This window comes from Pseudomonas graminis (assembly GCF_001705435.1).
In the GTDB taxonomy this organism is placed as follows: Bacteria; Pseudomonadota; Gammaproteobacteria; order Pseudomonadales; family Pseudomonadaceae; genus Aquipseudomonas; species Aquipseudomonas graminis_B.
On record NZ_MDEN01000065.1, the window covers coordinates 324,059 to 347,999 of the forward strand.

The 23,941-nt window shown below is 63.0% G+C and carries 20 protein-coding genes; 16 read left to right on the forward strand and 4 right to left on the reverse strand.

The window, feature by feature from the left end; translation table 11 throughout:
* Positions 1-78: 78 nt before the first annotated feature.
* The 4 genes from BBI10_RS18205 to BBI10_RS18220 all read left to right on the forward strand — a co-directional run bounded on the left by BBI10_RS18205 (position 79) and on the right by BBI10_RS18220 (position 5,847).
* Positions 79-1,086 carry a DNA-binding protein gene (locus BBI10_RS18205; RefSeq protein WP_065990781.1) on the forward strand — a complete coding sequence of 336 codons (1,008 nt, stop codon included), beginning with the start codon at positions 79-81 and terminating at the stop codon, positions 1,084-1,086.
* A 32-nt stretch (positions 1,087-1,118) separates the two neighbouring features.
* Entirely contained in the window at positions 1,119-3,704 is a 2,586-nt protein-coding gene (locus tag BBI10_RS18210; protein ID WP_065990782.1) for a bifunctional diguanylate cyclase/phosphodiesterase, read from the forward strand.
* An 81-nt stretch (positions 3,705-3,785) separates the two neighbouring features.
* Positions 3,786-5,141 (forward strand): MATE family efflux transporter, encoded by a 1,356-nt coding sequence (locus tag BBI10_RS18215; protein WP_065990787.1) that lies wholly within the window; start codon positions 3,786-3,788, stop codon positions 5,139-5,141.
* 55 nt (positions 5,142-5,196) lie between these two features.
* The gene (locus tag BBI10_RS18220) at positions 5,197-5,847 is read left to right on the forward strand and encodes a TetR/AcrR family transcriptional regulator (protein WP_065990789.1); all 651 of its coding nucleotides are present in this window, start codon (positions 5,197-5,199) and stop codon (positions 5,845-5,847) included.
* A gap of 63 nt (positions 5,848-5,910) precedes the next feature.
* On the opposite strand, the gene BBI10_RS18225 is transcribed toward BBI10_RS18220, so the two are convergent.
* Complete coding sequence (locus tag BBI10_RS18225) at positions 5,911-8,604, reverse strand: beta-glucosidase (RefSeq protein ID WP_065990888.1); 2,694 nt, start codon at positions 8,602-8,604, stop codon at positions 5,911-5,913.
* Between the two features lie 56 nt (positions 8,605-8,660).
* Positions 8,661-9,026, reverse strand: coding sequence for a hypothetical protein (locus BBI10_RS18230; protein ID WP_432213755.1), 366 nt, complete (start codon positions 9,024-9,026; stop codon positions 8,661-8,663).
* Between the two features lie 661 nt (positions 9,027-9,687).
* Between BBI10_RS18230 and BBI10_RS18235 the strand changes: the two genes are divergently transcribed.
* A complete protein-coding gene (locus tag BBI10_RS18235; protein WP_065990793.1) occupies positions 9,688-12,057 on the forward strand; it encodes a membrane-bound PQQ-dependent dehydrogenase, glucose/quinate/shikimate family in 2,370 nt (789 codons plus the stop codon).
* A 306-nt stretch (positions 12,058-12,363) separates the two neighbouring features.
* On the opposite strand, the gene BBI10_RS18240 is transcribed toward BBI10_RS18235, so the two are convergent.
* Positions 12,364-13,254 carry a LysR substrate-binding domain-containing protein gene (locus BBI10_RS18240; RefSeq protein ID WP_065990796.1) on the reverse strand — a complete coding sequence of 297 codons (891 nt, stop codon included), beginning with the start codon at positions 13,252-13,254 and terminating at the stop codon, positions 12,364-12,366.
* A gap of 222 nt (positions 13,255-13,476) precedes the next feature.
* On the opposite strand from BBI10_RS18240, the gene BBI10_RS18245 reads away from it, so the two are divergent.
* The 9 genes from BBI10_RS18245 to BBI10_RS18285 all read left to right on the forward strand — a co-directional run bounded on the left by BBI10_RS18245 (position 13,477) and on the right by BBI10_RS18285 (position 21,850).
* Positions 13,477-14,553: an ABC transporter substrate-binding protein gene (locus tag BBI10_RS18245; RefSeq protein WP_244160386.1), complete on the forward strand. Its 1,077-nt coding sequence runs from the start codon at positions 13,477-13,479 to the stop codon at positions 14,551-14,553.
* Positions 14,554-14,655: 102 nt separating this feature from the next.
* Positions 14,656-15,729 (forward strand): ABC transporter ATP-binding protein, encoded by a 1,074-nt coding sequence (locus BBI10_RS18250; protein WP_065990800.1) that lies wholly within the window; start codon positions 14,656-14,658, stop codon positions 15,727-15,729.
* Complete coding sequence (locus BBI10_RS18255; protein ID WP_065990802.1) at positions 15,716-16,588, forward strand: ABC transporter permease; 873 nt, start codon at positions 15,716-15,718, stop codon at positions 16,586-16,588. The genes BBI10_RS18250 and BBI10_RS18255 overlap by 14 nt, the downstream gene beginning before the upstream one ends.
* A gap of 6 nt (positions 16,589-16,594) precedes the next feature.
* Complete coding sequence (locus BBI10_RS18260; RefSeq protein ID WP_065990804.1) at positions 16,595-17,392, forward strand: ABC transporter permease; 798 nt, start codon at positions 16,595-16,597, stop codon at positions 17,390-17,392.
* On the forward strand, positions 17,389-18,531 hold the full coding sequence (locus BBI10_RS18265) for an NAD(P)/FAD-dependent oxidoreductase (protein ID WP_065990805.1): 1,143 nt from the start codon (positions 17,389-17,391) through the stop codon (positions 18,529-18,531). Before BBI10_RS18260 ends, BBI10_RS18265 begins: the two co-directional genes overlap by 4 nt.
* Entirely contained in the window at positions 18,521-18,889 is a 369-nt protein-coding gene (locus tag BBI10_RS18270; RefSeq protein ID WP_065990806.1) for a (2Fe-2S)-binding protein, read from the forward strand. Before BBI10_RS18265 ends, BBI10_RS18270 begins: the two co-directional genes overlap by 11 nt.
* On the forward strand, positions 18,886-20,280 hold the full coding sequence (locus BBI10_RS18275) for an NAD(P)/FAD-dependent oxidoreductase (protein ID WP_065990808.1): 1,395 nt from the start codon (positions 18,886-18,888) through the stop codon (positions 20,278-20,280). The genes BBI10_RS18270 and BBI10_RS18275 overlap by 4 nt, the downstream gene beginning before the upstream one ends.
* A 22-nt stretch (positions 20,281-20,302) precedes the next feature.
* Positions 20,303-21,463, forward strand: a complete 1,161-nt coding sequence (locus BBI10_RS18280; RefSeq protein WP_244160387.1) for an NAD(P)/FAD-dependent oxidoreductase — start codon at positions 20,303-20,305, stop codon at positions 21,461-21,463.
* Positions 21,464-21,499: 36 nt separating this feature from the next.
* Positions 21,500-21,850: a RidA family protein gene (locus BBI10_RS18285; RefSeq protein ID WP_407073248.1), complete on the forward strand. Its 351-nt coding sequence runs from the start codon at positions 21,500-21,502 to the stop codon at positions 21,848-21,850.
* A gap of 60 nt (positions 21,851-21,910) precedes the next feature.
* On the opposite strand, the gene BBI10_RS18290 is transcribed toward BBI10_RS18285, so the two are convergent.
* On the reverse strand, positions 21,911-22,153 hold the full coding sequence (locus tag BBI10_RS18290) for a hypothetical protein (protein ID WP_065990812.1): 243 nt from the start codon (positions 22,151-22,153) through the stop codon (positions 21,911-21,913).
* 452 nt (positions 22,154-22,605) lie between these two features.
* Here BBI10_RS18290 and BBI10_RS18295 point away from each other — a divergent pair, with 452 nt between their 5' ends.
* Entirely contained in the window at positions 22,606-23,133 is a 528-nt protein-coding gene (locus BBI10_RS18295; RefSeq protein WP_065990814.1) for an AAA family ATPase, read from the forward strand.
* 252 nt (positions 23,134-23,385) lie between these two features.
* Positions 23,386-23,814 carry a (R)-mandelonitrile lyase gene (locus BBI10_RS18300; protein ID WP_141695220.1) on the forward strand — a complete coding sequence of 143 codons (429 nt, stop codon included), beginning with the start codon at positions 23,386-23,388 and terminating at the stop codon, positions 23,812-23,814.
* Positions 23,815-23,941 lie beyond the last annotated feature (127 nt).

Here is a 23,941-nt window from a genome sequence, read left to right on the forward strand (position 1 = left end):
TTCCACACAAGGTTTTAGCTGCTAATGTAGCCTGTAATAACGTGTTACGTAACACGGTACGAAATAGTAGGAGCGGACATGGCACGCGGAGGCATTAACAAGGCGGTGGTAGAGCGCGCACGACAGGCGTTGCTGAGCAAGGGCGCCTACCCAAGCATCGACGCGGTACGGGTGGAACTGGGTAACACCGGGTCGAAAACCACCATTGCGCGGTACTTGAAGGAACTGGACGCCCAGGCGCCGGCCGAGGTGTCGTCGCGGGAGCGTATGAGTGAGGAGCTGAAGGCGCTGGTTGAAAGCCTGCTTGATCGGCTGACGGAGGAGGGTGCGCAGGTCGTTGCCCAGGCGCAGGCGGCGTTCGATCAACAACGATCAGCATGGGAAACCCGGCTGGAAGCCCTTGAGCTGGAGCTGAATTCAGCCCGGCACCAGTGCGAATCGCAGCACGCCGCGCTGACCGAACAGGGCGCCCAGTTGCACACCACCCATTCCTCCTGGCAGTCGGAACTGACGCGCAACGCCGCTCTGAGCCAGCAGTGCCAGGACCTTGAAAGGCGCGTGCAGGACAAGGACGTGCAAATTCAGTCCCTCGAAGAAAAGCACGTGCACGCCCGCGCCGCGCTGGAGCATTACCGCGAGGCCATCAAGGAGCAGCGCGAGCAGGATCAGCGTCGCCACGAAGCCCAGCTTCAGCAGATCCAGCTGGAGCAGCGAAAGCTCCAGGAGACGCTGGTGGTCAAGCAGGATGAATCCACGCGCCTGAACCGCGACAACGAGCGTTTGCTCGGCGAGATGCGTCAACAGGCCCGGGCGTTGTCCGATCAGCAAGACCAGGCGCAGCGCCTCACCACAGAACTTCGCAGCGCGCAGATGGCCACCGCCAAAGCCGACGGCGCCCGTGAGCAGCTTCAAGAGCAACTGATGGCTATAAAAGCGGACAGTAAATCCCTGGCGAAAGCGGTGTCACAGGCCAACGAGCAACTGGCACAGGCCAATCAGCGTGTGGCTGTGTTGAGCGAAGACAACGACAGCCTGCGCGCTGAGGTGCAGCTCATTATTGCCACGGCGCCGCCGATACAGACCTAAGCGACCCACCGGTCTTCAGCTTGCGGAAAGCCATGTCAAACCAGCCCATCCCCAATGTCATCAAACCCGCCAGCCCCTCGACCGTCGCCCTGGCGCGGGGTTCGTTGTTCAAGTTCGTGTTCCTGCTGGCAGGCGTCTTTCTGCTGGCCGCCTATCTGCTGGCCTTCCTCGCCCATGACCTCGATCACAACGAGGAGATCGAAAGCGCGTTCTACACCGAGAAGGCAATGCGCTCTCTTCAAAAATCGCTGTCCGTCACGGTCAGGGACTACGCCTACTGGGGCGATGCCTACCGCTACCTGCATTTGCAGGTGGACACGGAGTGGGCGTTCGTCCGCCAGAACATCGGACCTACTCTGTACAGCGATTTCGGGTTTAAGGGTTTGTTCGTCATCAATGACGCCGGTCGTACGGTGTATGCGGTGATCGCAGGACAGCTGCAAAAGGTCGATGCCGATCCGTGGCTGGGACAGGCCAAGGACCGGCTGCTGGCCAAGGCCAGGGAAGGGGCCGAGACAGGCACGCCGGTCACCGCCTTCGTCGACCTGAACGGCACACCCGCGCTGGTTGCCGCAGCCGCTATCACCCCTGGCACCGACCCGGGTGTGACCGCCGATGGCCGGGCGCCTTCGGTGCTGATCTTCGTCGACGTGCTGGACGACGCCAAGCTGGCCGTTCTGGGCAAGGAATACGGCGTAGACGGCCTGCACATTGCAACGCCCGACGAGCTCAACCAAGTCTCGATCTTTCCACTGGGCGAAGGCGGTACTGCCGGCGCCCTGCACTGGACGCCCCCCAAGCCAGGCCTGCGCCTGCTGACCCTCGGCCTGCCGCTGATCGGTCTGGCTGCCGCGCTGGTGTGCCTGATGACCTGGGCTATCCTGCGTCGCGCGACCGCCGCCGCGCGCTCCCTGGATGACAGCTACGCGTCCCTGCAAAAAAGTGAAAGCGCATTGGCCACCAGTGAAGCGCGCTTTCGCGATGTGGTGGAAGCCAGCTCGGACTGGGTCTGGGAAATCGACAGCGCAGGGCGGTTCACTTACCTTTCGGACCGCTTTGAAATCGTGACCGGACTGAACCGCGCCCAGTGGGTCGGCGCCTTGATGGACGATCTGCTGCAAACCGAGCTCGGCCAGGTGTCGCAGTGGCTGGCGATCCCCAACCGTCGCCCCGACATCACCATTCAGTGCCGCTACCTGGAGACCTGCGGGCGCGAGCGCATCAGTCGCCTGTCAGCGCGGTCGATGGCGGTCGGTGGATTCCGCGGTACGGCCACCGATGTCACCGAAGAAGTGGAAGCCCGTCGGCGCATTGAGTTTCTCTCCCAGCATGACGCCCTGACCGGGCTGCCCAATCGGGTCCGCTTGCAGGAGTTTCTGGACGGCAAGCTGAAGGCGTTGCCGACCCTCGATCAGCCACTGGTGATGCTGAGCATTGACCTGGACCGCTTCAAACCGGTCAATGACCTGCTCGGCCACGCCGCCGGCGACCGCGTGCTCAACGACGTGTCCAGTCGGCTGTCCGATTGCGTGCGCCACGGCGATCTGGTCGCGCGGGTGGGCGGCGACGAATTCGTGCTGATCCTGAGCGACCCCCAGACCCAGGACGAAGTCGAGGCGTTGTGCCGACGGCTGATCGAGTCGATCGAACGCCCGGTGGAGATCGACGACCAGGAAATATTCGTCAGCGCCAGCATCGGCGTCGCCATGGCGCCCACCGATGCGCGCGAGGCCGCCGAGCTGCTGCGGTACGCCGACATCGCACTGTACGAGGCCAAGGCCAGCGGTCGCGGCACCTGGCGGTTTTACGCAGGCGACATGAACGCGAAGATCATCGAGCGCCGTCGGCTGGAGAGTGACCTGCGCTATGCCATCAAACACGATGAACTGCGCCTGCATTTCCAGCCGCGCTTCCGTATTTCCGACGGCGAAATGGTCGGCGCCGAAGCGCTGGTGCGTTGGCAGCATCCCCAGCGCGGCCTGATTCCCCCGGACACCTTCATCCCCATCGCCGAGGAAAGCGGGCTGATCATCCCCCTCGGCGACTGGGTCATGGCCCAGGCCTGCAGTGAAGCCGCGGGCTGGCCGAAGCACCTGTTCATTTCCATCAACCTGTCGCCGGCCGAATTCAAGCGCGGCAACCTGCCGGCGCGCATTCAGGCCGCCCTCAAGGCCACCGGGATCGAGCCGTCGCGGGTCGAACTGGAGATCACCGAAGGGGTCATGATCGATGACGCCGTCGGGGCGCTCGATGTCATGCAGACGCTCAAGCAGCTGGGGGTGCGCATCGCCATGGACGACTTCGGCACCGGGTATTCGTCGTTGAGTTACTTGCGCACCTTCCCCTTCGACGGGCTGAAGATCGACCGCAGCTTTCTGACCCGCCTCAGCGAAAGCGAGGGCGATCGCTCCATCGTGCAGGCCATCGTCGGGTTGGGCCGGGCGCTGTCACTCACGGTTACGGCCGAGGGCATCGAAACCGCCGAGGACCTGCAATTGCTCAAGTCAGTGCAGTGCGAGGAGGGGCAGGGCTATTTCCTCAGTTTCCCGCTGACCACCTCGGACTTTCACGCGCTGCTGGCGGCGAGAAATACGGCGGCGCTGGGCACAAACGTATAAAGTGCGCGCGCTGTCCCGGCAGCGCCTTCCATCCATCACACCCGCTGCCGCATCTGGCCACTGTTTAGTTCTGGAGTGTTCATGACTCACCCGCGCGCTGTTTTCACCGAAGGCTCGGTGGCCCGGCACGTGTTGGTGATGTCGAGCACCAGCGCCTTGAGCCTGCTCGCGGTGTTCCTGGTGGACATCTTCACGCTGCTCTACGTCTCGATGCTTCACTCCCCGTTGCTGCTCGCCGCGACGGGGGTGGCGAAGGTGTTGATCTTCCTCAACAGTGCCGTGTCCAGCGGGCTGATCATTGCCGCCGCAACGGTGCTGTCGGAGCGGATCGGCCATCGCGCCGCGAAGGCGTCATCGCGTCTGGTCACCCACTTGATGGTGATGGTGGTGATCGCGTCGGGCGCAGCGGCGGCGTTGCAACTGGCGCTGCTAGTACCGCTCACCCATTGGCTCGGCGCGGACGCCAGCACCTACGAAGCCGCGCGAATTTTCATCTGGCTGACCCTGCCGTTCAGCGTGTTGCAGTCGGCCATGCAGATGTCGGCGCAAATCCTGCGAACCGCCGGCGACAGCCGCCGCGCCCTGTGGGTCGTATTGTCAGGTGCGGCGACCCTGGCGCTGGCTGACCCCTTGTTCATTTTCGGCTTTGGCCTCGGGCTCGAAGGCGCGGGGATTTCCTATGCGCTGTCGGCGCTGGTGTCCCTGGGCCTGGGCATTTACTGGCTGCGGGCGCGGCTGGGGATGCCGTTTACCCTCCGCTGGCGCCTGCTGCGCCTGCACACGCGCAAGGTCATGCAGGTCGGCTTGCCCGCCATGGTCGGCAACCTGGCGACGCCCGTGGGCCTCACCTATCTGGTCTCGTCGATCGGCGCCTATGGCACGTCGGCGCTGGCGGCCATGGCGGTGATGGACCGCGTGATGCAGTTTGCCTACTGCGTGTTCTTCTCCCTGCCCAGCGCGCTGGCGCCGGTGCTGGGGCAGAACATCGGCGCCCATCGCGATGCTCGCGTCGCCTCGGCCATCGTGTTCAGCCGCAGGCTGGTGATCGTCTATGGCCTGCTGGTCTGGGCCGTGCTGCTGCTGGTGGCCACTCCGCTGGCTGACACCTACGAACTGGAAGGCGCCGGGCGGGCGATCTTTTTAGCGTTCTGCCACATCGGCGGCGGGCTGTGGGCGCTGATCGGGCTGGATTTCGTCGCCATCGCGATGTTTGTGACCCTGGGCCGGCCGTGGCTGGTGGCGCTGTTCGCCTGGCTGCGGGCAACACTGGGGACCGTGCCGTTCGTGCTGGGCGGGATTCACCTGTTCGGTGCGGCCGGTGCGTTCCCGGCCATGCTCACCGGTAACGCATTGATTGCCGTAACTTCGATTACAATCGCGTCCCTGACGGCCAGGCGGTTTTTTCAGCGCCGGGGCGCCGCGCAGGCCGTGGCGTGAGCAGGCAGTTGCCGTGCTCGGTCGGGCTTTATTTGAATCTGCGAGACAAGGGCTTATGACAGACGACGAATCAGGGAATGACTCGCCCGAGATGGCCTCGCCGAAGCGGCGGCGTGCACCCAAGGGTGAAATGCGTCGTGCCGCCTTGCTCGACGCGGCGACGCTGATCTTCGCCCGCAATGGTTATTCCAGTGCGTCGATGAAAGATGTCGCGCAGCTCGCCGGCATCACCACCGTCGGCCTGCTGCATCATTTTCCGAACAAGGAGGCGCTGCTCAATGCGCTGCTGGAGCGGCGAGATCAGCGAGTGGTGTCGCGGTTCAGTGAACTGACCATGGAGATGACGCTGGAGGGGTTCATCAAATTCGTGCGGATGAGCATGAGTTTCAGCGTCCAGGACGCTGCCGAGTGTCAGGCGGCGATGGTGCTCAATACGGAAAGCCTGTCAGAAGCGCATCCGGCCTTCGACTGGTACAAGACGCGCTTTCACATCACCCACGAGCATGCGCGCGGGCATCTACAGGCGTTGATCGAGGCGGGGGAGGTGCGGCCGGACATCGACGTGAAGGCACTCGCTCAGGAGATCTTCTCGGTCATGGACGGTGTGCAGATCCAGTGGCTCAGGGCCCCGGAAGATGTCGACGTGATGGCGGTGTTCGAGGGCTACCTGCGCCGTTTGAAAGCCGACCTTCAAGCTCGTCCCTGAGCTTGAAGTGGCCGTTTTAGCCAAGATTTAAGACGCGATCAGAAATCCGACCGGCTTACCCACTTAGTAGGTTTGCGAAGCGCTGACCTGCACTGCCTTGCGCAGCGGCAGCGGCAGCGGGTTGCTGTCGCGGGTGGTCAGGTGTTCCGGGAACAGCGTGATCAAGGTGCGATCCAGCGGCAGGTCTTCGGAATCAGGCCCTACGAGGATCTTGAACTTGCCGGCGTCCACATCCCAGCTGTCGGTCTTCTCGACGTAGTACGCCAGGGAGCGCGAATCGATCGGGATGCTCACGGTCTTGCTTTCACCCGGTTGCAGGTAAACCTTGGTGAAGCCCTTCAGCTCCTTCTCGGGACGGTCGACCGCCGGGTTGTTCGGGTGAACGTACAGCTGCGCCACTTCGAAGCCCGCTTTGTCACCGGTGTTGGTCACTTTGAAGGTGACATCGACCGTGCTGCCCGGCGCCATGACGTTGGTCGACAGCTTCAGGTCGCTGTAACCAAACGTGGTGTAGGACAGGCCGTAACCGAACGGATACAGCGGCTTGGCGTGCTTCTTGTCATAACCGCGATAACCCATGTACAGGCCTTCGCTGTAGGTCATTTCGGTCAGCGCGTTGTCGCCACGGTAGGCAGCCGGATCCGGGTACGACGCGTAGCTCGGGTTGTCCTCGATCTTCTTGTCGATGGTGATCGGCAGCTTGCCCGACGGGTTGACCTTGCCGAACAGAATCTCGGCCAGGGCCTGGCCGCCTTGCTGACCCGGGAACCAGGCTTGCAGCGATGCGCCGACCTTGCTCGCCCACGGCTGCATGTCCGCCGAACCGCCGCCGTGCATGACCACGATGGTGTTGGGGTTGGCCTTGGTGACGAAGCTGATCAACTCTGCTTGCTGATCAGGCAGTTCGAAACCGTGGTCGGAGCCTTCGCCTTCGTGCTCGTAGTTGGAGCCTGTCGCGATTACGACCGCGTCGTACTTGGACAGGTCCTTCGGCGGACGCAGCGCGGCCCAGCTCATCTGCACGCCGGTCACGCCACCCAGCGCAGGGATGAAGTTGCCCTGAATGCGTTGGTACTCAAGCTTCACCGAGTACGACTTGCCGGCCACCAGCGCGGCGGTTTTGCCTGACGTTGTCAGCGCGTTGACCACGTCGCCGGAGTACGGCGCGCCGTCGCTCTGCAGGACCAGCTCGTCGTTGACCCACAATTTGTACGGGCCGTCCGCACGCACCTTGAACACCTGGGCGCCGGAAACGCTCGGCTTGATGGTGGCGGTGTAGCGTGCCGAGAATGCGCCTGGGGTCGGGCTGAAACCGGACACCGCGGTGGTGCCGGCGTTGGTTTCGTTGGTGCCGGTGGTCCAGTTGAGGTTCACGCCAGGTTCGACGCGGGTCACGGCCGGGCTGCCGGAGAAGCTGGTGTTGGCGAAGTATTCCGCCTTCACGCCGGCATTGTTGACGTTATTGCTGCCCACCGCGGGCTGAAACCAGGCCGAGGCTTTGGGGTTCAGGCTCAGCTCGGGCAGGTAGGTGACGTTGGCGCTGCTGGACGCCAGTTGCTGCAGGCCGCTCAGCTCGGTGACGTAGCTGTTGGGCGGCGAGTTCGCGGTGCCGAACGGCGAGGCCGGCGCCTGATAGGCCCAGTCACCGATGACCGCGATCTTCGCGTCTCGGGCCAGCGGCAGCAGCGGTTTGCCCGCTGCGGTGTTCTCGTTGCGCAGGAGCACGATCGACTCACGCGCCGTGTTCAGCGAAGCGCGCTGGCCGTACTCGGGGTGGTCCAGGGTCTTGGCGGTGTTGAGGTTTTCCTGGAAGTCATAGCTGACGATGGCGCGCAGGTTGCGTTTGACCTTGTCGTCGATGACGTTCTGGCTCAGCTGGCCGCTCCAGACATAGGGCATCAGGTTGGCTTCAGTGAATTGCAGGCCCGACGGCATGTCGATGTCGGTGCCGGCCCACGCGCCTTTGAACGCGTCATGGATCGCGTTGAAGTCACTGATCACGGTGCCCTGATAGCCCCATTCACCCTTGAGCACTTCAGTAATCAGGTGATGGTTTTCGCAGGCGTAATCGCCATTGATCTTGTTGAAGCCGCACATGATCGAGGCGACGTTGGCGTTCTTCACCATCGACTCAAAGCCCGGCAGATACAGCTCACGCAGGGTGCGCTCGTCCACCACGACATTCAGCGCCTGACGGTTGGCTTCCTGTTCGTTGGCCAGGTAGTGCTTGCCGCTCGCCTGAATGCCCTGTGCCTGAATGCCGTTGACCACGGCCGGCGCCAGTACGGCGCCGATGAACGGGTCTTCGCCGCTGGCGTATTCCGCCGAGCGCCCGTTGTACGGCGTGCGGTACAGGTTAACGCCCGGGGAGAGCATTTGCTGACCACCGGAGATCCGCGTCTCGTAGGCGATTGCCAGGCCGAATTCCTTGGCGCGGTTGATGCTCCAGGTCGCCGCGAGAGCGGACTGTGACGGGTACTGCGCGCCGAATGTGGCGTTGTTGACGTGCACGCCCATGGAGGAGTCGTAGGCCACGGTGCCCTTGATGCCCCATTTGAGCAAAGACGGGATCATGTGGCCGTCGTTGACGCGGGTGAAGTTGATCTTCTCGGACTGGCTCATGTTGTCGAGGATCGAACTGACTCGGGCTTCGACGGCGTTGCCGGTGGCCGGCGTGACCTCCGCCAGGGCCAGGTTGGCTTGCAGTACGCCAAGGGACAACAGGCTCAAAGCCAAGGTGTGTTTGAAAGCTGACATCGGGAATGCGCTCACGGGTTGCTGACGGTGGCCGGACGGCGGGGTGCGTGGTTCGGTCATGGCTTCTGCACCAGTACCGGCGCGTCACCGGTATCGACCGGCGCATCGAGCACGGCGGACGAAGTCTGGGTAGCTGGCACGGCAACCTTGTCAACGCCGGAAAGCTGGTCGCGCTGTTTCTCAACTTGGGCGCGAATTGTTTCTGCAGAAGTTGCGTTTTGAGTGGACGTGGAGTCCGCCGCAACAGCAGCAAAACTGCAGGCGCCGAAAAGCACGACGCTGCACACAGACAGCATGGTTCTATTCATCGATTGTTTCTCGATTGATGGGGTGTGGAAATTAAATGAACGCGCAAACCCGCCCTGTGAGAACAGGACGAACGTTAAGTCTGCGGAATCTACTGATAAGTTCAGCGTTTGCAAGATTAATTTTTAATTAGACGAGCGGTGATCGAAAAGGCCCGTTCAGGAAGGTTTCCGAAGAGTGTGCAGTGCTGAGCTGAAGACCGATAATCTTGATTCACCGCAACAAAACGCCCCTTTAAACGAATTAAAGAGATGATTATTGCCAATAACAGAGCAAAACCATAGCTTGACTTGCCGTATCGAAAACCTAATTGCTATTAGGTTTAGGTTGCTGGTAAGCTCTCTCCGCGCTGAGGAATCCTCGACCATTCAGACGACTGCATAGCCGCCTTAGTTGCGGATACATATTCGTCATCTTTGGCGGTTAATAGCACTTCTGTGTCGCTCATTATGTGAGTGACTGCGCCCAAAGTTTAATGTGAACTGATCAGGAGTCTCTGGAGAAATACTGGCGACCGCTGAACCGTGGGCGCTGTAAAAGTGCGCCTCTCTCATGAGTTAATAAGCACGCCAGTGCCGTCGTCCCTTTACACCCGCAACCACCCCTAACGCTAAAAGCCCTGCGTCAGACATTCGGAAAGGGGCACAAAGGTTTTTGTGGCGCAGGGTGTGGGCGCTAGTATGGTCGGGAACGCTTGCGAACGGGCGGCTCGGACCTCCCGCTTTCGCCCACTTCCCACTCGGGAGCCATCACCGGCCCCAACACGGAAAACCAACAATGATCTTGAGAGTGACTGGGGCGGTGATGGCGATTTTCGCCATTGCCCTGTTGTACATGGGTGCGCAACTGGTGGCCGCCGGCGGCTCGGCGGCGTACTCGATGATCGCCCTCGCGGTATTGGCCTCGGCGGTGCTGCTGATCCTGAAAAAGCAGTCGGCGCTGACGGTGTATGCGCTGCTGATGTGGGCGATTCTGATCTGGATCGTCTACGAGGTCGGCTTCGACAAATGGCAGTGGATTCCGCGCGGCGACCTGTTCGCACTGCTGGGTCTGTGGCTGGCGCTGCCGTGGGTGGTGCGCCCGCTGTACAAGGCGCAGAACCCGGGCGACAGCCGCCGCTTCCATCCGTTTCTGGGCGGCACCGTCGGCGTGATGATGCTGATCGTGCTGGCGGTGATGTTCTACGACCCTTACCCGGTGGCCGGCAGGATCGACACCCCGCTGGCGACCCGCAGCACGGGTGAAGCCGGTAATGACTGGGTGGCCTATGGCGGCACCAACAGCGGTCAGCGTTTCTCCAGCCTTGACCAGATCAATGCCGGCAACGTGAAGAAACTGACCGTGGCGTGGGAATACCACACCGGCGATCTGCGCGATGCCGCCAAAGACGCCGGCGAGTACACCTTCGAAGCCACGCCGTTGAAGGTCAACAACCGGGTGTACGTCTGCACGGCGCACAACGAAGTGCACGCGCTGAACCCCGAAACCGGCAAGCCGGACTGGAAGTGGGCGCCGGAGAAAAACCGTTCGTACCTGCAGCAGCATCAGACCTGCCGTGGCGTCAGTTACTACGCGCCGGCCGCAACCGCTGTAGCCACCCCATCGAGCCAGTGCGCCAAGCGCATCATCACGGCCACTGCGGACGCAAAACTGGTGGCCCTGGACGCTGACACCGGCACGCTGTGCAGCGATTTCGGCGACAACGGGGTGATCGATCTCAGCACCAACATGGGCGAGATCCGTCCCCATGCGCTGATGCAGACCGCTGCGCCGCTGATCGCCGGTGATCTGGTCATCGTCGGTGGTTCGGTGATGGACAACGGCTACAACGATGGCAACCCGTCGGGTGTGATCCGCGCCTACAACGCTGTGACCGGCACGCTGGTGTGGAACTTCGACCCGGCCAACCCGGACTTGACCCAGCCCATTGCCGCCGAACAGACCTACCCGCAGGACACACCCGTGGCGTGGGGCACGTTGAGCGCCGACATGAAAAACGGCTTGGTGTTCGTGCCGTTCGGCAATGCCTCGCCAGACGAGCTGGGCATTAACCGCGACCCGAACAGCAACACGGAAAAATTCCGAGACACGCTGGTGGCGCTGGACCTGAACACCGGTGCGTTCAAGTGGAAATTCCAGTCCTCGAACAACGACCTGTGGGACCGCGATAACCCGTCGCAGCCGACCCTGATGGACGTGGGCAAAGAGGGCAGCCAGCAACCGGCGCTGTTGTTGCCAACCAAAGTGGGCAATATTTTCGTGCTCAACCGCCTGACCGGGGAACCGATTGTCCCGGTCGATCAGGTCAATGTGTCGACCCAGGGTGGCGTGCCGGGCGAGCATTTCGCGCCGACCCAGCCGGTGTCGAACATCAACTTCATCCCGGAACCCCTGAGCGAGAAATCGATGTGGGGCCTGACGCCCTTCGATCAGATGGCCTGCCGCACGACCTACAACACGCTGCGCTACGACGGCAACCCGTGGACGCCGAGCACCGAGCAGGGTTCGTTGATCTTCCCCGGCAACATCGGGGCGTTCAACTGGGGCTCGGTGGCGGTGGATCCGGATCGCCAGATTCTGATCGCCGCACCAGTACGCCTGGCCTACACCTATCACCTGATCAAGCGCACCCCGGAAACCGCCGAGAAGCGGCTGTTCACCCAGGACGGTACGCCGTACTGGAACGAGAACTTCAACGGCGACTACGCGATTCGGATCAAGCAGTTCGCTTCGGCGCTGGGGGTGCCGTGCATTGCGCCGCCGTGGGGCCGCATGGTCGGGGTGGACCTGACCACCGGCAAAACCGCGTGGATGCGCCGCACCGGCACCACCCAGAACCTCAAAACCAGCTTCCTGCCGGGCCGCTTCCCGATCGGCTTCCCGATGGGCATGGTCGCCCACGGCGGTCCGCTGGTGACGGCGGGGGGCGTGGTGTTCCATGGCGCCACGGCGGACAACTTCATCCGCGCGTACGACATCAACACCGGTGACGTGCTCTGGGAGAAGGAGCTGCCGGCGGGCGGTCAGGCGACGCCTTCGACCTACCTGGGCAGCGACGGCAAGCAGTACGTCGTCATCTCCGCCGGCGGGCACGGCTCGCTCGGCACCACGTTGGGCGACAGCGTGATCGCGTTCCGTCTGAATTGATTGATTGACGTGTGGAAAAGGCCGTGACGCCGATGTGCGTCACGGCCTTTTTTTATGCCGGGCATTGAACGCTACTCCCGCCGTCCTCCAATGAATCTCTGGAACCCTAAGCACGCGGCCCACGCAGGTTCTGTAGGAGCGTGGCTTGTCCCGCGATCGGCCGGGGACCGGTCGTGAAACCTTTGGACCCGCTTCGCCTGACGGAATGCGGCGCCTGGAATGCTGCCGCTGCGCGCCAGATCGCGGGACAAGCCACGCTCCTACAGTCGATCGGTGTCTGAAGGGGGGCGCTGCCGCGGCGTGCTCCTAAAAAACGATGTCCCGGTAGAACGCTTTCAGCGTGTCAACGAACTCTTCGGACAATTTCGTCCGCACTTGGGCCGGTGCCCACATGACGTAGGTGGGGAAGAGGATCTGCGGCACAAACGGGCGGATGACGATATCGCGGTGGCGATAATCCCGGGCCACCAGCGGGTGGGCGAGGGTGATGCCCATGCCCAGCGCCACCATCTCGCAATTGATGGCGCTGTACTGCGCCTCCACGGTCATAACCCGCTCCACGCCGGCCTGCTCGAACAGACCGTCCACCAGCGCCCGGGTGCCGTCGCCGTGGCACAGCGACACAAAGGTCTCTCCCTCCAGATCGGTGAAGGTGATCTGCGTTCGGCTTGCCAAGGGATGGGACGCCGGCAACACGCACACCGCAGCCACTTCGCTGAGCAGCTCGATCTGCTGACTGTCGACATCGCCGGGGTGCACCACAATCCCCACATCGCAGAACTGCGACTTTACCCACTGCTCGACGGTGGGCGAGGAGTTCACGTGCAGAGACACCGTCAGCTCCGGTCGCGTCTCGGTAAACGCCTTGAGCACCCGGGGCATCATGCTCATGCCGGTGGAAGGTACTGCCGCCACCCGCAAGCGGCCCGTGCCCAGATTGCGGATGTTCTTCGCCGACAGCTTGAGGCTGTCCAGCCCGACGTAGGCGCGCTCGACTTCCTGAAAGAAGGCCTGACCCTCCTGAGTCGGCATCAGCCTGACGCCGGCGCGCTTGAACAGGGTCAACCCGGTGCTGAGTTCCAGTTGGGCAATCAGCCGGCTGATGTTGGGCTGCGAGGTAAACAGCACCTCGGCGGCAGCGGTCATGGAACCCAGGCGCATGACGCTGCGGAAGGCTTCGATCTGTCTCAGGTTCATGTCGCGCTCCATATCAAATATGAATAACTAAGGCCTATATCCGTATTTGACCATATGGACGCCCCGTCGCAATACTCGAACCAGCCACCCATAGCGCACATGAAGATGCGCCACCCCGCGATGGATTCGCCGGGAGCATGCACGCTGCATGCATGGCTTCGGTTCACACCGAAGCGACTGACGCATTGTTCGATCTGCCCCCATGCACTTCGGAGATAGTCTGTGAATAGCCTCGACCTTTCCTCAGCAGCACGACCGTTTCGTCCCTTCCACCGCAGTGCCATGGCCGTTGCCCTGACGCTTGCCGCCGTTGGCAGCGCACCCGTCTTCGCCGAGACCACGCTGTACGTGGCCGGCGTCGGCGGCTCCACCGAGCAGATGTACAAGAACCGCGTCATTCCCGCCTTCGAAAAACAACACAACGTCAAAGTCGTCTACGTCGCCGGCAACTCCACGGAAACCCTGGCCAAGCTCCAGGCGCAGAAAGGCCGTCAGCAGATCAACGTCGCGATGATGGACGACGGCCCGATGTACCAGGCGTTGCAGATGGGCCTGTGCGAAAAGCTCAGCGATGCGCCGATCTACAAGGACCTCTATCCGCTGGCACGGCTGAGCCCTGAAGCCACGGGGATCGGCGTGGTGGCCACCGGCATCGGCTACAACGAAGAGGCGTTCAAGAAGCGCGGCTGGGCGGCACCGGATTCCTGGGAAAACCTCACTGACCCACGCTTCAAACAATTGCTCGGCATGCCGCCGGTGACCAACACTTATGGCCTGCACACGCTGGTGGAAATGGCCCGGCTGAGGGGCGGCGGCGAGAAAAACATCGACCCCGGCTTCAAGGCGCTGAAGGACGAAATCGGTCCTAACGTGCTCGCGTGGGTGTCGGCGCCGGGCGAGATGGACGGGATGATGCAGAACGGCGACATCGTCATGGCGGTGTACGGCAGCGGTCGGGCCGTGGCGTTGCAGGGCACCGGCTTTCCGCTCAAATTCATCTACCCGAAGGAAGGCGGCATCGCCTTGCAGGTCGCCGCGTGCAGCGTGACCCCCAACGCGCAATCCGAACTGGCCCAGGCGTTCATTCAGTACGTGCTGTCCCCTGAAGTGCAGGAAATCCAGGCGCGGGAGAACGGCTTCGCGCCGGTGAACCAGACCGTCAAGCTGCCGGATGATGTCGCCGCGCGCATGCCGTACGGGCCGGAGAAGGTCAACGCGCTGATCAAGGTCGATTGGGAAACCATCAACCAGCAGCGCAGCGAGTGGACCACGCGCTGGAACCGCACCGTCGAGCGCTAGCGTCACCGATTGCTCTCGCTGATCGACAGTCGCTGATCGACGTACACGCCGATCTTCCCCAGCACCCTTCTGGAGACGCAGGTCCGCCTGCGTGGCACGCCCATGGCATTTCTCACCCTCGAAGGCATCGTCAAGACCTACGGCACGTTCAGGGCCATTGACGGTTTGAACCTGGAAGTCCGGCACGGCGAGTTCATCGCCTTGCTCGGCCCGTCCGGGTGCGGCAAGACCACCACCCTGCAATCCATCGCCGGATTCGTACAGCCCACGGAAGGTCGTATCGTTCTCGACGGCCGTGACATCACCCACGTCCGGCCTGAACAGCGCGGGCTGGGCATCGTGTTCCAGAGCTATGCGTTGTTTCCGCACATGACCGTGGCGCAGAACATCAGCTTCGGCCTGGAGATGCGCGGCGTGCCCACGGCCGAGCGCGGCAAGCGCGTCGATGAAGCGCTGGATCTGGTACGCCTCGCCGGCCTCGGTGAGCGTTATCCGAAAGCCCTGTCAGGCGGGCAGCGCCAGCGGGTGGCGATCGCCCGCGCATTGGCGATCCGCCCGAACCTGCTGTTGCTCGACGAGCCGATGTCCAACCTTGACGCCAAGCTGCGCGAAGAGATGCACATCGAACTGCGGGCGATTCAGCGCGAGCTGGGCATCACCACCATTCTGGTCACCCACGATCAGGTCGAAGCCATGACCATGAGCGACCGCATCGCGGTGATGCAGAAGGGCCGCATCGTGCAGATCGACACGCCGTTCGAAGCCTACGAGCGGCCGCATTCGCCCTTCGCTTCGGCGTTCCTCGGCAAGACCAACGCCTTCGCTGGCGCGGTGCAATTGCGTAACGACCGCTGCTGCCACGTGCAGGTCCACGACACGCTGATGCACGTGCCCCACGAAGACCGCACGCTGGGCAATGACGTCAACGTCTACATCCGTCCGGAAAAAATCCGTTTGGTGGCGCTGGGCAGCGGACGGTTTTCCGGACGCGTCAGGCTGCGGGTGTTTCTCGGCAACCTGTGGTTGATGGCGGTGGAAAGTCGCCTGGGGCTGGTGCATATGACCCTGCCCAACCTCGGCACACCGCCGCCGGAGGAGGGCAGCGAGGTCGGGCTGGACTGGTCCGACGACGACCTGCGCCTGCTGGACCGGGAGGTCGCCCATGGCCAGGTATGACGCCGAACGGGTAGGCGTGGCGCCGTGGCTGCTGAGCGGCCCGGCATTGCTGGTGTTCATCGCGCTGTTGCTGGCGCCCTTGTTGCTGACCGCCGTGCTGTCGTTGAACCTGTTCAGCGACACTGACGGCGTGGTGCCGAGCTACAGCCTTGGCAATTACCTGGAGGTGTTCAAGGACGACTACTTCCACGAGATATTCCTGCGCACCGGTGGCATGGCCCTCGCAGTCACGGTGTTGTGTGTGCTGCTGGGTATTCCGGAAACCATCATCATTGCGCGCATGGCGCCGCGCTGGCGTTCGCTGTTCCTGCTGGTGGTGCTGGGTCCGCTGCTGATTTCCGTGGTGGTGCGGACCCTGGGCTGGGCGATTCTGCTAGGCAACAACGGCCTGATCAACGATGCCCTGCAAGCCCTGGGCATCACCGACCAACCGGTGAAAATGCTGTTTACCCAGGTGGGCGTGGTCATCGCCCTGACCCACGTGCTGGTGCCGTTCATGGTCATTGCCGTCTGGGCGACACTGCAACGGCTGGACCTTCAAGTGGAGTGGGCGGGCCTTTCCCTTGGCGCGTCGCGGTTGACGGTGTTCCGCCGGATCATCCTGCCGCAGATCATGCCCGGCGTGCTGTCCGGCTCGATCATCGTCTTTGCCCTGGCTGCCTCGGCCTTCGCCACCCCGGCGATCATCGGCGGGCGGCGCCTGAAAGTGGTGGCGACGGCGGCGTACGACGAGTTCCTCGGCACCCTCAACTGGCCCCTCGGCGCGGCCATCGCGATGCTTCTGCTGCTGGCGAATCTGATCATCATTCTGGGTTGCAGCAAATTGGCCGAGCGCCGGTTCAAGCAAGTCTTCGAGTAGCCGACCATGCACAAGAACGGATTTTTCTCGCTGCTGTTCCATGCCCTGTTCGTCACGTTCATCGTCGCGCCGCTGGTGGTGGTGATGGCCATGGCGTTTACCAGCAAGGGCTACCTGTCGCTGCCCACCGAAGGCCTTTCGCTGCGCTGGTTCCGGGCGCTGGCGGACAATCAGGAAATGCTTGATGCCTTTGCCTTGTCGATCAAACTCGGCCTGGCGTCGGCGACCATTGCCGCGCTGCTGGCGATTCCGGCGGCACTGGCCATCAGCCGTTATGACTTTCCTGGCCGGGGCGCGGTCACCGGCTTTTTGCTGTCGCCGCTGATGATTCCGTCAGTGGTCCTCGGCATCGCGTTCCTGCGCTTCTTTTCCCTGGCGCAGATCGGCGGCTCGTTCTGGGCGCTGACCCTGACCCACGTGATTGTCGTGCTGCCCTATGCGTTGCGCCTGACGCTGGCCTCGACCATCGGCCTTGAGCGGGACATCGAGCACGCCGCGCTGTCACTCGGTGCCAGTCGCTGGACGGCGTTCTACCGGGTGGTGCTGCCGCGGATTCGCACCGGGGTGGTCGGCGGCTGGATGCTCGCGTTCATCCAGAGCTTCGACGAACTGACCATGACCGTGTTCGTCGCCACCCCCGGCACCACCACGCTGCCGGTGGCGATGTACAACCAGATTTCCCAGACCATCGACCCGCTGATCACGGCGGTTTCAACGGTGCTGATCGTCGGCACGTTGCTGCTGATGCTGATATTGGACCGAATGGTCGGATTGGACCGGGTGTTGATTGGAGAAGGCAAATGAGCCAGGGCACACAGAGGGACATTCAGTCGGACGTGATCGTCATCGGTGGCGGGTTGGTGGGGACGGCAGTCGCTTACGGCCTGGCCCGCAGCGGCGCCGACACCGTGGTGCTGGACCAGGGCGACGATGCGTTTCGCGCCTCGCGGGGCAATTTCGGGCTGGTCTGGGTCCAGGGCAAGGGCCACGACCTGCCGGACTATTCGCGCTGGACGCAGTCGTCAGCGACCCGCTGGCCGGACTTCGCTCGGGCGCTGATGGCCGACAGCGGCGTGGACGTGCAGCTCCACCAGCCCGGTGGCTTCCATATGTGCTTCAGCGACGAGGAGCTGATCGAGAGACAGTCACGCCTGCAAACCCTGCAGGACGCCCTCGGCGATTACCCGTTCCAGATGCTCGACGCCGCTGAACTCAAAGCGCGCCTGCCGTTAATCGGCCCCTCCGTGGTGGGCGCCAGCTACACGCCCCAGGACGGTCACGTTAATCCGCTGAAACTGCTGCGCGCGCTGCACACCTCGGCCCAGGCCAAAGGCGCGCGGTTTCACGGCGGCATTCAGGTGGATCGCATCGACGGCGCGACAGGTGAGTTTTGCGTCACCGCCGGCACTCAACGCTTCATCGCGCCACGGGTGGTACTCGCTGCCGGCCTGGGCAATCCGCGGCTGGCCCGGCAGGTGGGCCTGCATGCGCCGGTGGCGCCGAATCGCGGCCAAGTGCTGGTCAGCGAGCGGGTGCGGCCGTTTCTCGATCACCCGACGGTCCATGTTCGGCAGACCGACGAAGGCACCGTTCAGCTGGGCGATTCGATGGAGGAGGTGGGGTACGACGACAGCACCTCCACCCAGGTGCTGGAAGCCATTGCCCGGCGCGGCGTGGCGACCTTTCCGCTACTGCGGGAGGTGCGGCTGATTCGTGCCTGGGCGGCGCTGCGGGTTCTGAGCCCCGACGGCTTCCCCATCTATCAGCAATCGGCCAGCCACCCGGGCGCCTTCGTGGTGACTTGCCACAGCGGCGTGACCCTGGCCGCCGCCCATGCCCTGCGCATCGCGCCCTGGGTGATGGGCGGTGCGATGCCCGACGAGCTCGGCGTATTTGCCGGCGAGCGTTTCCTGACTGACAAGGTGTTTTCCCATGCGCACTGATTCGCTGTTTCAACCGGTCACGAGTGAAGTCAGGTCAACGCGGACTGTCAGCCTCAGCTTCAACGACCAATCCCTTGAGGTGCCGGCGGGCATCAGCGTGGCCGCGGCGCTGCTGATGTCGGGCATCAACCGCTTTCGCGCGACGCCGGTGAGCGAATCGCCCCGGGCGCCGTATTGCATGATGGGCGTGTGCTTCGAGTGTCTGGTGGACATCGACGGCGTACCCAATCGCCAGAGCTGCCTGATCGACGTGGCGGACGGCATGCGCATCCGTTCCCAGGAAGGCGCTCGCGACCTGATTTTCCAACCCGGCGATGTGCAGACCGCCAGTGTGCAGACCGTCGAGGTGCAGTCATGAATGATCATTTTGGCGGTGTCGTGGAAGCGGTGGACGTGGTCGTCGTGGGCGCAGGTGCCGCCGGCATGGCAGGCGCGGTGGCCTTGGCCGGGTTCGGCCTGCAGGTGGTGCTGCTGGACGAGCAGGGCAGCCCGGGCGGGCAGATTTATCGCGGCATCACCCTCGCGCCCCTGTCGCGGCGGGACCTTCTTGGCGCGGACTACGCCCATGGCAACGTCCTGGCCCAGGCCCTGGCGTCTTCGTCGGTGCGCTATGAACACGGCGCGGCGGTCTGGCAGGTGACCCGGGATCATCAGGTCAGCTACCTGCGCGACGGGCGTTTGCGCACCCTGCAGGCCAAGGCCGTGTTGCTCGCCACTGGCGCCATGGAACGGCCGTTTCCGATCCCGGGCTGGACCTTGCCCGGCGTCATGAGCGCAGGTGCTGCGCAGATTCTGCTGAAAAGTGCGGGCCTGGCCCCGACCGAGCCGGTGGTCCTGGCCGGCTGCGGCCCGCTGCTGTATCTGCTGGGCTGGCAATACCTGCGCGCCGGCGTGCCGATCAAGGCCTTGGTCGACACCACGCGCCCCGAAGATTACTGGCGGGCCCGGCGTCATCTGTTCGCGGCGTTGCGCGCCTGGCCGTACTTGCGCAAGGGCCTGGAGTTGATGCGCAGCCTGCGCAGCGCCCGCATCGCGCACCACACCGGCGCCGAGCACCTGGCGATAGGAGGGGACCAAGCCGTCACCGCGTTGACCTTCACCGTCGGCGGCAAGGCTCAGCGTATTGCGGCGCGCTGCGTGCTGCTGCATCAGGGCGTGGTGCCCAACATTCAATTCAGTCAGTCGTTGCGCGCACGCCATCACTGGGACGTCGACCAGCTGTGCTTCAGCCCGGTGATCGACCCGTGGGGTGAGCTGGACGTGCCGGGGATGTTCGTTGCCGGTGACGGTGCCGGCATTGGCGGTGCCCAGGCTGCGGCGCTGCAGGGGGAGTTGGCGGCGCTGGGCATCGGGCAACGGCTGGGGACGTTCGATGCCGTTCAGCGTGATCAACGCGCTGCGCCCCTGCGTGAAAAGCTGGCGTTGAACCTGCGCATTCGGCCGTTTCTCGATGCGCTCTATCAGCCGAAGGAAGCGAACCGCATTCCCGCCGATGAAGTCATCGTGTGCCGCTGCGAGGAAGTCACCGCGGGGGACCTGCGCAAGTTCGTCGCCCTGGGCTGCGCCGGGCCCAATCAGGCCAAATCCTTCGGCCGCTGCGGCATGGGCCCTTGTCAGGGGCGGATGTGCGGCCTGACGGTGACCGAAGTGATCGCCAAGGCCCGCGGCGTGTCGGCGGCGGAAGTCGGCTACTACCGCATTCGCCCGCCGATCAAGCCCATCACCCTGGGGGAACTGGCCGGTGAGTGAGGCGCGGGCAAGGCACAGCGACGTGCTGGTGATAGGCGGCGGCATTCATGGACTGAGCACCGCACTGCATCTGGCCCAGCGCGGCGTTGAGGTCACGGTGCTGGAGGCTGATTACTGCGGCCGTCATGCCTCCGGGGTCAACGCAGGCGGGGTTCGAACCCTGGGCCGTCACGAGGCGGAAATCCCGCTGGCGCTGTCGTCCCGCGAACTCTGGCACGACCTTGTCCAGACGCTGGGCGATGACGGCGGTTTCGTCCCCAGCGGCCAACTCAAACTCGCGGAAACCGCTGCAGAACTCCACGAATGCCGACAGCGCGTCGAACATCTGCAGCGCCTCGGCTTCACCCACGAAGTGCTGATCGACGCTCAACAGGTGTTCGAGATCATTCCGACTGTCGCCCGGCATGTGGTCGGCGGCATCTGGGTCAAGGACGACGGCTACGCCATTCCCTACAAGACGGTGACGAGCTTTCGGCTGGCGGCCGAAAAGCTCGGCGTGAAAGTGCTTGAAACGACGCCGGCGCAGCGCATCGAGCAGCGGGGCAGTGGATGGCAGGTCACCACGCCCGCCGGGGTGTTCAGCGCCGGGCATCTGGTCATCACCGCCGGTGCCTGGGCGCGGGAGCTGGCAGAACAGGTGGGCGAATCGGTGCCGGCTCATCCCGAGGGCCTGATGCTGATGGTGACCCACCGCGTCGCGCCGTTTTGCGCGCCGGTGCTGGGCGCAACGGGTCGCTCGCTGTCGTTCAAGCAATTCGCCAACGGCACCGTGGTGATTGGCGGCAAGCTGATTGGCAGCGTGGATTTCCCGGCGCGCCACGGCGAAGTGGATCTGGCGCGCCTGGGCATCAGCGCGAGGACCGTCACCGACCTGTTTCCCCACCTCAAGCACTTGGGCGTCAATCGGGTCTGGGCCGGCGTCGAAGCGTTTACCGCTGATGACCTGCCGGTGATAGGGGCCAGCCGCAAGGCCAGTCACCTCAGCTATTCGTTCGGATTCTGCGGCAGCGGTTTCCAGATGGGCCCCGGCACCGGCAAGCGCCTGGCCCAGCAGATCCTTGGCGAGCATTCGGACATTTCGCTGGAGGCATTCGACATAGGACGCTTTGATAGCGCCCGCTTTGATAAGACACGCCTCAACAACGCCCACATCCCGGTCAACGTACCGTCAGTGGCCCGTTGACTCCGTACACCCACCGACCCATCAGGAGTTCACATGCTGGAAATCAACCGTATCGAAACCAACCAACGCATGAGCCGTGTCGTGCAGTGCAATGGCTTTACCTTCCTTGGCGGCCAGACCGCGACGGATCGTACCCTCGACATCAAGGGACAGACCGCGCAAGTGCTGGAGAAGATCGACAACTATCTGGCCAAGGCCGGCCTGGACAAGACGCGGATTCTCACCGCACAGGTCTGGCTCTCGGACATCGCGGCGAATTTCGCCGGCATGAATGAAGTCTGGGACGCCTGGGCACCGGAAGGGCACGCACCCGCGCGGGCCACCGTGGAATCACGTCTGGCCGCGCCGGATTTGCTGGTGGAAATCACCGTGGTGGCCGCCGGCTGAATCAGCTGCTGCAGGAATGAACTGCGCCGGGCCGGTTTTATCCCGACCCGGCGTTGCCGCTCAAGGGCGGACAGACGCTTCGGCGGAGTTGGTCACGAGGTGGTTTTTGGTGGTGCGACGCTGCTGCGTGATCAGCACCTGAGGCACCGAAGAACAGTGGTATTTGATGCCTTTCCTCGTCGGCATCAGCGCGACGCTCTCCATGCATTCTGCGCGGGTCGAATACGCCGTCGGCTGGTTCTCGTCCACACATCCTTCCGCACCGGAACACATACTCATCACAACCACAAAGATGCTCTTCATTGCTCTCATTCCTTTTTGGCAAATCACGGCGCGGGACAGCGGGTGTGTGGCGATTCTGAGGGGAGGTGATGGCAGAAGGCAATGCGGTGAAAGTGCGTTTCGTCGGGAATATGACGGTTTTGGGTTTTCGGGGGATTAGAGCGTAAATCTGCAGTCGGTAAATTGACGTCACGTTTTTTAAAACGGGCCGGTTTACTTAAGTCTGGCGTCACTTAAGCGCGCTGGCGCGGGGTTCTTGAAACCTTCCTGGAGACCGCAATCGGGCTCGCGCTCAACAACGCGCAACCAGTCCCAGCGTGCCTGATAGCTCTGCGCCTTTTTGCGAAACAACTCCAGCAGCGGGAATATTCAAAGGGTCTGATTTATTTGATCTTGAACACCACCGGCGGCGTTGGCATCCCTCACAGGAGTAAATTAGCCTGCTTGAACAGCACATCCTATGGGGGCCTCAAATGCTCATCGTCTTCAGTGGTCTGCCCGGTACCGGTAAGACGACCATCGCCAAGGGTCTGGCCGCAACGCTGGGTGCTGTTTATGTGCGTATCGATACGATTGAACAAGCCCTTCGTGATTCGCCGGATTTTGCGCGGGATGTGGGCCGCACGGGTTATCTGATTGCCTACGGGTTGGCGGCCAGCAACCTTGATTTGGGCGGCACGGTGGTTGTCGATTGTGTGAATCCCGTGCTTGAAAGCCGAAGAGAATGGAGCGCCATATCCTCTCGATTCGGTGCTCCATTGGTGAATCTTCAGGTCATCTGTTCCGACAGGACGGAGCATCGACGCAGGGTGGAGACCAGGCAGGTCGATATCCCGGGGCTGACGCCTCCTACCTGGCAATCCGTGCTGAATCATGAGTATGAATCTCGGGACACAGACCCCTTCACCGTAGATACCGCGCTCAATTCCCCGGCGCAGGCATTGGCGGCGATTGCCGATTACTTGAAACGGTCTTATTTATTCACCCCTGAGCAGGGCTAACGGCGCCGTCGTGGCGTTGAACACCTTTGCAGTGTTGTGCATTTCGGGAGAGGGGTGATCAGCCTGAATTCATGAGCATCGCTCACTGCTGTTTGTCACAGGGCCCTGTAGTACATCGCTGCAGCGTGAATTAGGTTGATGAGGACATCTCATTCACCCAGGAGCTCGCCCATGCACACAGTCGCAGCAATCACCACGCTGGGGATGATGCTGATGCTCGCCAAGGTTCAGGCGGACGACAGCACTCCCGCCATGACGCTCGGCCAGAACGGCTCGCAATCCTCGATTCTCGGGAGCCCGGCGATGTTCGTCGGCACGGTGCGCATCGATCCCTTGGTATCCGCCCATGAGCCGTCCCGGGTCACGGCGGCCTATGTCACGTTCGAGCCGGGGGCGCGTTCCGCCTGGCACACGCATCCGTTGGGGCAAACGCTGGTGGTGACCGCAGGCTCGGGCTGGGTGCAGCAACAAGGCGGGGAGAAACAGGTGATTCGTCCGGGAGACGTGATCTGGACGCCGCCCGGCGTCAAGCATTGGCACGGGGCCACGGCCCGCACGGGCATGACCCACATGGCGATCCAGGAATCCCTCAATGGCCAGAATGTGGAGTGGATGGAGCCCGTTCCGCTGCCCGGTACGAGGCCTCCCGATGATCCTTGCCCGACACGCGTTGACTGCTGAGTGACCCTCAGCGCAGTAATGAGCCAAGCTCGTCTAAAGCGGCCGGTCAACCCGGATATACTCCGCGCAACGCACGCATTCGGGTTGATCGACCCGTTCATTGCCGGTCCGATTCACACCTTGCGTA

Coding starts and splice junctions, on each gene's coding strand:
- BBI10_RS18205 (WP_065990781.1), top strand. CDS start 79: ATGGCACGCGGAGGCATTAACAAGGCGGTGGTAGAGCGCGCACGACAG.
- BBI10_RS18210 (WP_065990782.1), top strand. CDS start 1,119: ATGTCAAACCAGCCCATCCCCAATGTCATCAAACCCGCCAGCCCCTCG.
- BBI10_RS18215 (WP_065990787.1), top strand. CDS start 3,786: ATGACTCACCCGCGCGCTGTTTTCACCGAAGGCTCGGTGGCCCGGCAC.
- BBI10_RS18220 (WP_065990789.1), top strand. CDS start 5,197: ATGACAGACGACGAATCAGGGAATGACTCGCCCGAGATGGCCTCGCCG.
- BBI10_RS18225 (WP_065990888.1), bottom strand. CDS start 8,604: ATGTCAGCTTTCAAACACACCTTGGCTTTGAGCCTGTTGTCCCTTGGC.
- BBI10_RS18235 (WP_065990793.1), top strand. CDS start 9,688: ATGATCTTGAGAGTGACTGGGGCGGTGATGGCGATTTTCGCCATTGCC.
- BBI10_RS18240 (WP_065990796.1), bottom strand. CDS start 13,254: ATGAACCTGAGACAGATCGAAGCCTTCCGCAGCGTCATGCGCCTGGGT.
- BBI10_RS18250 (WP_065990800.1), top strand. CDS start 14,656: ATGGCATTTCTCACCCTCGAAGGCATCGTCAAGACCTACGGCACGTTC.
- BBI10_RS18255 (WP_065990802.1), top strand. CDS start 15,716: ATGGCCAGGTATGACGCCGAACGGGTAGGCGTGGCGCCGTGGCTGCTG.
- BBI10_RS18260 (WP_065990804.1), top strand. CDS start 16,595: ATGCACAAGAACGGATTTTTCTCGCTGCTGTTCCATGCCCTGTTCGTC.
- BBI10_RS18265 (WP_065990805.1), top strand. CDS start 17,389: ATGAGCCAGGGCACACAGAGGGACATTCAGTCGGACGTGATCGTCATC.
- BBI10_RS18270 (WP_065990806.1), top strand. CDS start 18,521: ATGCGCACTGATTCGCTGTTTCAACCGGTCACGAGTGAAGTCAGGTCA.
- BBI10_RS18275 (WP_065990808.1), top strand. CDS start 18,886: ATGAATGATCATTTTGGCGGTGTCGTGGAAGCGGTGGACGTGGTCGTC.
- BBI10_RS18290 (WP_065990812.1), bottom strand. CDS start 22,153: ATGAAGAGCATCTTTGTGGTTGTGATGAGTATGTGTTCCGGTGCGGAA.
- BBI10_RS18295 (WP_065990814.1), top strand. CDS start 22,606: ATGCTCATCGTCTTCAGTGGTCTGCCCGGTACCGGTAAGACGACCATC.
- BBI10_RS18300 (WP_141695220.1), top strand. CDS start 23,386: ATGACGCTCGGCCAGAACGGCTCGCAATCCTCGATTCTCGGGAGCCCG.